Here is a 7,439-nt window from a genome sequence, read left to right on the forward strand (position 1 = left end):
GCAAATGTATTCAACTAATATTAAGAGAATGTTAAGTTACTTGGAAAATCAGTTTATAAATATATTTTTCATTTCAGAAAAAACTATTATATTTTTTCAATCGTTTTTGTATTTTAGCAAAAAACTAAATCAAGCTTTAAATTCATGGACATAAACTTCAACAAAAACGAAGATCATAACAAACTTTTATTATCTGATTTAAAACAGCGATTTGCCAAAGTAAAACTTGGTGGTGGCGAGAAACGTATAGAAAAATTACATGCCGAAGGCAAAATGACTGCCAGAGAACGTATAGATTATTTACTAGATGAAAAATCAAAATCAATAGAAATTGGTGCATTTGTTGGCGATGGAATGTATGAAGAACACGGTGGTTGTCCTTCTGGTGGAGTTGTTATAAAAATTGGATATATTAAAGGAAAACAATGTATAGTTGTAGCCAATGACGCTACTGTTAAAGCTGGTGCATGGTTTCCAATTACTGGCAAAAAGAATCTTCGTGCTCAAGAAATTGCAATGGAAAATCGGCTGCCAATAATTTATCTTGTTGATTCTGCTGGAGTTTATCTGCCAATGCAAGACGAAATCTTTCCAGATAAAGAACATTTTGGAAGAATTTTTAGAAATAATGCCATAATGTCTAGCATGGGAATTACTCAAATTGCTGCAGTTATGGGAAGTTGTGTTGCTGGTGGAGCTTATCTTCCAATAATGAGTGATGAAGCCATGATTGTTGATAAAACTGGAAGTATTTTCTTGGCAGGAAGTTATTTAGTGAAAGCGGCGATTGGAGAAGTTATTGATAATGAAACACTTGGTGGAGCAACAACACATTGCGAAATTTCAGGCGTTACCGATTATAAAGCCAAAGACGATAAAGATGCTTTAGACAGAATAAAAAGTATTGTTGGAAAAATTGGCGATTATGACAAAGCAGGTTTTAATAGAGAAAAATCAGTTAAACCAGCTTTGGATGAAAATGAAATTTACGGAATTATTTCAAAAGCAAGAACCGATCAATATGACATGATGGAAATCATTAAACGATTGGTTGATAATTCTGAAATGGATATGTATAAAGAAGATTACGGAAAATCAATAATAACATGTTACGCAAGAATTGATGGTTGGGCAGTTGGAATCGTTGCAAATCAAAGGATAGTTTCTAAAACTAAAAAAGGCGAAATTCAATTTGGTGGCGTAATTTATTCGGATTCTGCTGATAAAGCCACGAGATTTATTGCCAATTGTAACCAAAAGAAAATTCCGTTAGTATTTATTCAAGACGTAACCGGATTTATGGTTGGTTCTAAAAGTGAACATGGCGGTATTATAAAAGATGGAGCCAAAATGGTAAATGCAGTTGCAAATAGTGTTGTGCCAAAGTTTACAGTAATTGTTGGAAATTCTTATGGCGCAGGAAATTATGCAATGTGCGGAAAAGCATACGATCCAAGATTAATTTTTGCTTGGCCAAGTGCAGAACTTGCCGTTATGGGTGGAACTCAAGCTGCCAAAGTTTTAGCACAAATAGAAGCTTCATCACTAAAGGCAAAAGGCGAAATTATTGATGAAGTTAAAGAAAAAGAATTATTTGATAAAATAAAAGCAAGATATGATGCACAAGTTTCACCATATTATGCAGCAGCAAGATTGTGGACCGATGCAATTATTGATCCTTTAGAAACTCGAACTTGGATTTCAATGGGAATTGAAGCGGCGAACCACTCGCCTATTGAGAAGAAATTTAACTTAGGAGTGATTCAGGTTTAAAGCATAATTGTAAATTAAATATATGAAATTTATTAAACTTATTTTATTATTGTTTGCTTTTAATATTCTTACTAGTTGTAGTGTAAACACAAAAACTGATTCAAATTTTGTTGATACTAGTAGCAAGACTTTAAAAGACGAATTTCCAAATACATATAAAAATATTGCTCCAGGTTGTATAGATACAATTCAATTTGAAAAACTTAAATCATATTTAAAATCAAAATGTAAAATTGATATTGATTCAGTTGGAATAGTTAACATTTTTTATCTAATGCCAAAAAAAAGATGTGAAACAGATTATTATATTGATGTTAAGCATATAAACTTACCTGATAATTATTTAAAAATTCAAGGACATAATTCTAAAAATTATGATAAATATACTAAATTGAATTTTCCAATTGTATTTATTCAAAATGAAAAAGAAGTAATAAACTCTAAATGGATAAATGATGAAAATGATTTTATTTATTCTCTTTTTTTTAATTATGATGCTAAAATTCATTGCGAAGCTTTATTGACAATTTCCAAAGACAGAAGTTATTTATTAGATTGGGAAATATTTAAACCAGCAACTTTTAATGCGTTTAGCAATGAACTTAGTAAATATAAATGTGAGTAATATTTTAATCTATTTTTATTAAATGAAATTAGCTAAAAAGCGAGATAGAATATTATCTTTTGCTATAGATATTATGATTTATTTTATCATTTTTATGATATTCGGATTTTTCTTTGGACAGGTAAACGATCAAGAAAACGGATTTGTAATTAATGGTTTTCCAGCATTTATTTTATTTTTAATAGGTATTGGATTATGGCCAATAAATGAAGCTTTTACATCGCAAACATTTGGCAAAAAAATTGTTGGATTGAAACTAATAAATAAAAACAATAAAGATATTAGTGGTACTCAAGCATTTTTAAGATTTGGTTTTGGCTTTTTTGATTGCTTTTTTCTAGTTGGTTTTCTAGTTTCTTTATTAAATAAAAACAATCAACGAATTGGTGATTTGATTGCCGAAACATTTGTAATTGAAATGAATAAATAAACTCATATTGTTTTGGAAATAATAATAATTTGTATAGTTGCCTTTCTAGTTTCAATCCTAACCTTTTTTTCAGGTTTTGGTTTAGGAACAATACTTACACCTGTTTTTATGATTTTTTTTCCTGTAGAAATCGCAATCGGATTAACTGGTATTGTTCATTTCTTTAATAATATTTTCAAACTTTTCTTAGTTGGTAAAAAAGCAAACAAAGAAATTCTTTTAAAATTTGGTATTCCAGCAGTTATTGCAGCATTTGTTGGTTCGTTAGTGCTAATTTCAATAAATGACTTAAAACCGCTTTTCTCTTATAGATTATTTGATAAAACATTTGTAGTTTATCCCATAAAATTTATAATTTCAGTTCTATTGCTTTTCTTTGCAACTATTGATTTTATTCCGTTTTTTAACAAGCTAGAATTCAGTAAAAACAAATTGCCTTTTGGCGGAATTTTAAGCGGATTTTTTGGAGGTTTGGCAGGAATTCAAGGTGCTTTGAGAAGTGCATTTCTTATAAAAGCTGGTTTGTCTAAAGAAAGTTTTATAGCAACAACTGTAATAATCTCAACTTTTGTAGATTTTACTAGATTAAGTATGTACTCTACAAAATTTCTAAATGCTGGATTAACAGAAAATACAACTTTAGTTTTGTGTGCAATACTCTCAGCAATATCTGGTGCTTACATAGGAAATAAATTATTAAAAAAAGTAACTTTACATTTTATACAAATTCTTGTTGCAATAATGTTAATCGTAATTTCATTACTCTTAGCTTTGGGGATTTTATAAAATAAACCCAAAGTAACAATTTATAAAAACCAACTACTAATCTATTAAACAACTCTTTTATGAAAAAAATAGTGCTTTTGGGTTTAACTCTAATTGGTTTTCAGACCGTTTTTTCTCAAAATTTTACTCGAAAAGATTCGCTTCAAGGTTCTTTGCGACCAGAAAGAAACTGTTTCGATGTGCAACGATATGATTTAAATATCGAGGTTAGACCAGACGAAAAACGAATTTCTGGTTACAACGAAATAACATTTAAAGTTTTAGAAAAAACTAAAAAAATTCAATTAGATTTATTTGAAAACATGCAAATTGATTCTATAATTTGGAATAAAAATACTTTAAATTATAAAAGAGAATTCAATGCTGTTTTTATAGATTTTCCAAATGTTGATTTAGAAGTAAATTCAACTCAAATTGTAAAATTTTATTATTCTGGAACTCCAATAATTGCAAAACGTGCACCTTGGGATGGAGGTTTTGTTTATAAAAAAGATAAGCAAGGTAAACATTGGATTGGTGTTGCTGTGCAAGGAACTGGAGCAAGTTTATGGTATCCTGTAAAAGATACTCAAACAGATGAGCCAGATTTAGGATCTAAAATAAGTGTTGCAGTTCCAAACGGATTAATGAATGTGTCTAACGGAAGATTCATAGGTAGCGAAGATTTAAAAAATGGTTATACTCGTTGGGATTGGGAAGTGAAAAACCCTATAAACAACTATAATATTACAATAAATATTGCCGATTATGCTCACATACATGAAAATCATAATGGCTTAGATTTAGATTACTACGTTTTACGCGATAATGAAGAAAAAGCACGCAAACATTTTGAAGAAGTAATACCAATGATGGATTGTTTTCAAACTAAATTTGGAAAATATCCATTTGCTGATGATGGCTACAAACTTGTTGAAACTTCTTATTTAGGTATGGAGCATCAAAGTGCTGTTGCTTATGGCAATAAGTACATGAAAGGTTATCTTGGAAGCGACCTTTCTGGAACCGGAATCGGATTACTTTTTGATTATATTACCATTCACGAAAGTGGTCACGAATGGTTTGGAAACAGCATAACTTCAGCTGATATTGCTGATATGTGGATTCATGAAGGTTTTACCCAATATACAGAAATTGTATATATTGAATGTCAATATGGTTATGAAAAAGCAATGAAATATTGTAAAGGTTTGCAAAGAAATGTGAGTAACAACAAACCAATAATTGGTCCTTATGGTGTAAATCAAGAAGGTTCTGGCGATATGTATCCAAAAGGTGCTTTGCTTTTAAACACCTTGCGACATGTTATTAATAATGATGATTTATGGTGGAAAATTCTCTATAAATATTCTGATACATATCGACATAAAATTATTGATACAGAAACAGTTGTTGCATTTTTTAATCAAGAAAGTAATTTAATTCTTACTCCTATTTTTAATCAATATCTACGCTATAAAAATATTCCCATTCTAGAAATGAAACTCATTAAAAAGAAATTAGAATATCGATGGAAAACTGATGTTTCAGATTTTAATATGCCAATAGATGTTAATATTAAAGGAAAGGAAACTAGATTAGAACCAACAAATAATTGGAAAAAAAGTAAGTTTAAAATAAAAAAACTGGAAGAAATTGAAGTTTTAAAAAATGAGTTTTTTGTAGAAGTCGAAAATTAATTTTTTTTTTTTATAAATAGTTTTATATATTATTAATATTTAGTAATTTAGTGTTTACTTTTAAACTACTTTATTATGGAAGCAACTATTAAAGCAAGAAACAAATGGGCAAACGCACATACAAGTTATTGGTTGGATGCCTTGCGAATTATTCTCGGTACTTTTTTAATCTACAAAGGCATTTCATTTATTACAAATACAGTAGAGTTTGATGGAATTGTATCTTCAACTGAGTATTTTAATGGTGGGATGATTTCTTTTCATTATATATCTGCTGCTCATATCATGGGTGGAATCATGATTATTTTTGGATTATTAACTCGTTGGGCAATACTAGCTCAATTACCAATTTTGTTTGGTGCTGTAATAATAAATTTCTTTGGCGAGTTAAATTCTAACAATTTAACATTAGCAACCTTAACACTTGCTATAAGTTTGTTTTTCTTGTATTTTGGTAGCGGTAAACACTCAGCTGATTATTATTTTAAAATGAATAAATAAAAATTTATTTAACAGTTTCCTTTCTAAGAATTTTTCCTGTAGGGGTTTCTTTAAATTTAGAAATAAATAAAATTTCTTTTGGACGTTCGTATTTATCCAACTCATCAAAAATAATTTTATCAATTTCAAATGAATCTCCTTCAATAACTAGTACTACTTTTTCACCAAGTTCTTTATCTTCCTTTGAAGTTATGAAGAATCGTTTGTTTATTTTCCCATCCAATTTTTTCTCAACTTGCTCAGGAATAATTTTTATTCCGCCACTGTTTATTACATTATCAATTCTACCTAAAAAAATAAATTGATTTTCGTTTACAAGTTCTACCAAATCATTAGTAACAATTACTTCTTCTACAATTATTGATGGCGCATGAATTGTTAAACAATTTCTATCATCATAGGAAATTGTTACATGTGGCATAACCGTAAATGCCTTCTCACCTACTTTCTTTGCAGCAATATGAGTTATGGTCTCAGTCATTCCATAGGTTTCAAATACTTGAGTGGGCAATTTAATTAATTCTTTTTCTAAACTCGAGCTTACTCTTGCTCCGCCAACAATAAGTTTTTTTACATTTTTTAGTTCCTTTAACGAATTTTGAGCTTGCATTGGAACCATTGCAACAAAATCATATTTTTCATCAAGATTTTCCATCGGATGAGAAGTTGGTGCTACAAAATCTAAATCTAAACCAAGAATTATTGATCGAATAAGCATCATTTTTCCAGCAACATATTTTATTGGTAAACATTGCAATGCACGATTTCCTGGTTGCAAATCAAAGAAATCGCCTGTTGCTATTGCAGAATTTACCATAGCTTGTTTCTCAATTCGTATCATTTTAGGCAAACCAGTAGAACCAGATGTTTGCATTTCTATATAAGATTTATTATCAAACCAATCTAGTAGAAAATCGCCAACTGGTTTTTCAAATTCTTCGCCTTCTTTTATAAAACTATAGGCAACTCGACACAAATCTTCACGATTTAAATGAAAACCGTTTAGCTTAAATGAATTATGAACATTTTCGTAGGTAGGATTAATCATGATTTTAGTTTATTAATGTTGATTTTAAATCTATTTTACCACTAAGTTTTTCTTTCCAATTTGTCCATTTGTATTTTTTGGCCAAAATGAATAAAAAAATTGGATAACTAATTGCTATTGAAATAATCATTTCGTTTAATGTATTAGCAGTGTTTTCGGCTCCAGTGTATTTAAAAATTGCATCTGTTTGCAATGCAGAATAATCAGAAGTAATTAATAATGCAGCCAATAAATTGTTTCCCAAATGAAAACCAAGAGATAATTCTATTCCTTCGTCCATTAAAGTCATTATTCCTAGTAATAAACCGGTTCCAATATAAAATATCATAACTCCAAAACCTAGTTCTGCAACTTCAGGATTGGCGCTATGAAATAATCCAAAAAAAAGTGATGTAATAAGTAATGGTGTCCATCTGTTTTTGGCAATAATTCCAATTTGTTGCATTAAGTAACCTCTAAATAAATATTCTTCAAAGCCAATTTGAAAAGGAAACAGTAATAAACTAATTATTAGTAAGATAGAAAATTTAATGGGATTAAAAATCATAATGATATTAGAACTATCATAATAGTAAGAAATTCCAAAAACCATCAACG

At 29.2% G+C, this 7,439-nt stretch carries 8 protein-coding genes; 6 read left to right on the plus strand and 2 right to left on the minus strand.

Annotated elements, in window-relative coordinates; genetic code table 11:
- Positions 1 to 144: 144 nt before the first annotated feature.
- From ACH2BO_RS09500 to ACH2BO_RS09525, 6 genes are all read left to right on the plus strand, one after another.
- Positions 145 to 1,773, plus strand: coding sequence for an acyl-CoA carboxylase subunit beta (locus ACH2BO_RS09500; RefSeq protein ID WP_395044508.1), 1,629 nt, complete (start codon positions 145 to 147; stop codon positions 1,771 to 1,773).
- Positions 1,774 to 1,795: 22 nt separating this feature from the next.
- Positions 1,796 to 2,398, plus strand: coding sequence for a hypothetical protein (locus tag ACH2BO_RS09505; RefSeq protein ID WP_395044509.1), 603 nt, complete (start codon positions 1,796 to 1,798; stop codon positions 2,396 to 2,398).
- Positions 2,399 to 2,420: 22 nt separating this feature from the next.
- On the plus strand, positions 2,421 to 2,828 hold the full coding sequence (locus ACH2BO_RS09510; protein ID WP_395044510.1) for an RDD family protein: 408 nt from the start codon (positions 2,421 to 2,423) through the stop codon (positions 2,826 to 2,828).
- Positions 2,829 to 2,840: 12 nt separating this feature from the next.
- Entirely contained in the window at positions 2,841 to 3,614 is a 774-nt protein-coding gene (locus ACH2BO_RS09515) for a sulfite exporter TauE/SafE family protein (RefSeq protein WP_395044511.1), read from the plus strand.
- A 59-nt stretch (positions 3,615 to 3,673) separates the two neighbouring features.
- Positions 3,674 to 5,293 carry a M1 family metallopeptidase gene (locus ACH2BO_RS09520; RefSeq protein WP_395044512.1) on the plus strand — a complete coding sequence of 540 codons (1,620 nt, stop codon included), beginning with the start codon at positions 3,674 to 3,676 and terminating at the stop codon, positions 5,291 to 5,293.
- A gap of 75 nt (positions 5,294 to 5,368) precedes the next feature.
- Positions 5,369 to 5,794 carry a DoxX family protein gene (locus tag ACH2BO_RS09525; protein WP_395044513.1) on the plus strand — a complete coding sequence of 142 codons (426 nt, stop codon included), beginning with the start codon at positions 5,369 to 5,371 and terminating at the stop codon, positions 5,792 to 5,794.
- Positions 5,795 to 5,798: 4 nt separating this feature from the next.
- Here the strand turns inward: ACH2BO_RS09525 and ACH2BO_RS09530 are convergent, their stop codons facing one another.
- Positions 5,799 to 6,842 carry an AMP-binding protein gene (locus ACH2BO_RS09530; RefSeq protein WP_395044514.1) on the minus strand — a complete coding sequence of 348 codons (1,044 nt, stop codon included), beginning with the start codon at positions 6,840 to 6,842 and terminating at the stop codon, positions 5,799 to 5,801.
- Positions 6,843 to 6,846: 4 nt separating this feature from the next.
- On the minus strand, positions 6,847 to 7,439 hold a 593-nt coding region (locus tag ACH2BO_RS09535), incomplete at its 5' end, for a CPBP family intramembrane glutamic endopeptidase (protein WP_395044515.1).

It is taken from the genome of Flavobacterium sp., from assembly GCF_043773265.1.
GTDB lineage: Bacteria > Bacteroidota > Bacteroidia > Flavobacteriales > Flavobacteriaceae > Flavobacterium.